General features: G+C 68.3%; 1 protein-coding gene and 1 pseudogene. One reads left to right on the top strand and one right to left on the bottom strand.

Annotated elements, in window-relative coordinates; all coding sequences use genetic code 11:
• Window positions 1–232: pseudogene (locus tag D7V93_RS41685) on the top strand (FHA domain-containing protein); the annotation flags it as partial.
• A gap of 75 nt (window positions 233–307) precedes the next feature.
• Here D7V93_RS41685 and sctV read toward each other — a convergent pair.
• The gene (gene sctV, locus D7V93_RS41680; RefSeq protein ID WP_120648516.1) at window positions 308–2,434 is read right to left on the bottom strand and encodes a type III secretion system export apparatus subunit SctV; all 2,127 of its coding nucleotides are present in this window, start codon (window positions 2,432–2,434) and stop codon (window positions 308–310) included.
• Window positions 2,435–2,506: the final 72 nt, after the last annotated feature.

Raw genomic sequence — 2,506 nt, 5'->3', positions numbered from 1 at the left:
GCCCGCCCCCGCGCCCCCCGACGAAGCCTCCGCGTCCTCCGAGGACCCGTCCGCGGCCTCCTCCGAGGAGCCGTCGCCCGACGGGTCCCAGGGCGAGTCCATGCCCGAGCCCGACGGTGGTGGCGCGATGGCGGGGCTCGCGGACAAGAAGAAGTTCGTCCCGCTCATCGTCATGGGCGTGGTGGGACTGACGTTCCTCGCGCTGATGATCGCCGTGCTCGCGGGCGCCTGAGCCGCTCCCGCCCGGGGCTTCCCGGGCGGACGTCAGCGGCCCCGCGAGGGGCCGCCGGATTCCCGGACTCGCGAACTACCGACCGGAGGAGATGCGCGCGACCGGCTGGATGTTCAGCTCGGGCGACAGCTCCTGGTAGCTGAGGATGGAGAACGAGGGGTTGAACTCGTACTCCAGCAGCTTGCGCACGTAGCGGCGGATGTCCATCGCCGTGAGGATGACGGGGCGCTGGGCGCTGGGCGGCAGGTGGCCGCACTCGGAGCGCACCGCGCCGACGATCTCCTGGGCGATGTCCGGCTCCAGCGCCAGGTGGGCGCCCGCGGAGGTCCGCTTGATGGAGCTGCGGATGGCCTCCTCGATGTTCGGATCCAGCAGGTACACCACCAGCGTGCCCGTGCCGCGCGCGTACTTGTGGGAGATGTACCGGCGCAGCGAGGCGCGCACATGCTCGGTGAGCATGACGTTGTCCGCCTCCACCTGGCCGTACTCCGACAGGGCCTGGAGGATGCCGCGCAGGTCGCGGATGGAGATCTCCTCCTCCACGAGGCGCCCGAGGATGTCCGTCAGCTTCAGCACGTTGACGATCTTCGGGACCACTTCCTTCACGATGGCCGGGAACGCCTTCTCCAGCTGCTCCAGCATCGTCTGCGTCTCCTGCACGCCCACGAACTCGCGGGCGTTCTTCCGGAGCACGGCGGCGGTGTGCAGGATGATGTAGCCGGGCACGTCCCAGGTGGTGAGGCTGGCGGCCTCCAGCGTCTCCCGGTACTGCTCGGGCACCCACGCGGCCGGCTGGCGCGTCGCGGGGTTGATGGCCTCGAAGCCCGGGATGTTCATCAGCTTGAGGCGCTCCACCGTGTCGTTCACCAGGATGTGGCCCAGGGTGGCCTGGCCGGTGACGACGGGGACCTCGTTGATTTGAATCTGGTAGGCCCCGGGCGGCAGGCCGCCGTTGCCGCGCGCGCGCACGCCGGGGAAGCGGACCCCCAGCTCCACGAAGAGGCCGTCGCGCATGAACGGGATGAGCTCGAAGAGGAACTTGCCGCCGTCCTGCCGCGAGTCCACGAAGGGCACCAGCGCGTCGGACACCTCCAGCACGATGGGGGTGACGACGGGGATGAACAGCTCCGAGTCCGGGTTGAGCTGCTCCTTGGGCGGCGGCTCCGACGACACCGGCGTGCCGAAGCTGGACTCCGTCGCGGGGCCCGCGTCCTCCGCGGCCTGATCCGCGTCCTTCTTCTTCATCATCGAGTACGCGCCGAAGCCCGCGCCCGCGCCCAGGATGAAGAAGGGAATCTTGGGCAGGCCGGGGATGAGGCCCAGGCCCACGAGCATGGCCGCCGCGATGGCGATGGCCTTCGGGTAGGCGGTGAGCTGGGTGCCCACGTCCTTGCCCAGGTGCGCGCCCTCCTCCTCGCCGCCCACGCGCGTCACCAGGATGCCGGCGCACGTGGAGATGAGGATGGCGGGAATCATGCCGACGAGGCCGTCACCGATGGTGAGCAGCGTGTACTTCTGCGCCGCGTCGCCCGCGGCCATCCCCTTCTGGGTCACGCCGATGATGAGGCCGCCCACGATGTTGATGACCGTGATGATGATGGACGCGATGGCGTCGCCCTTCACGAACTTCATGGCGCCGTCCATGGCGCCGAAGAGCTGGCTTTCGCGCTCCAGGTCGCGGCGCTTCTTCTTGCCCTGATCCTGATCAATGGAGCCGGCGCGCATGTCCGCGTCGATGGACATCTGCTTGCCGGGCATCGCGTCCAGGGTGAAGCGCGCGGCCACTTCGGCGACGCGCTCCGAGCCCTTGGAGATGACGATGAAGTTCACCACCACCAGGATGAGGAAGAGGATGGCGCCGACGACGAAGTTGCCCTGCACCACGAAGTTACCGAACGCCACGACGACTTCGCCCGGGTCGCCGGTGAGCAGGATGAGTCGGGTGGTGGAGATGGTGAGCGACAGGCGGAACATCGTCGTGATCAGCAGCACCGTCGGGAACACCGACAGCTGCAGCGCGCCTGGCACGTAGAGGGAGATGAGAAGAAGTATGACCGAGATGCTGATGTTCAGCGTCAGCAGGATGTCCAGCAGGAACGTCGGCAGCGGGACGATCATCATCCCGACGATGGCCACGACGACCACCGCCAGGACGATATCGGAGTACTTGTTCAGGAAGCTGTTCGGATCGGCGTTGGCCATCGTCGGGGCGCCATCCTAGTCCGTGCCCGCCCCGGTTCCCAAGGGGGGGTGTGCCCTCCCCTGGCGAGGGAG

The organism is Corallococcus llansteffanensis (genome assembly GCF_003612055.1).
GTDB lineage: Bacteria > Myxococcota > Myxococcia > Myxococcales > Myxococcaceae > Corallococcus > Corallococcus llansteffanensis.
This window is presented reverse-complemented; position numbering and strand designations above follow the sequence as displayed.

What these genes read in the sequence shown, in the direction of transcription:
- sctV (WP_120648516.1), bottom strand. Translation starts at nt 2,434, where the DNA reads ATGGCCAACGCCGATCCGAACAGCTTCCTGAACAAGTACTCCGATATC.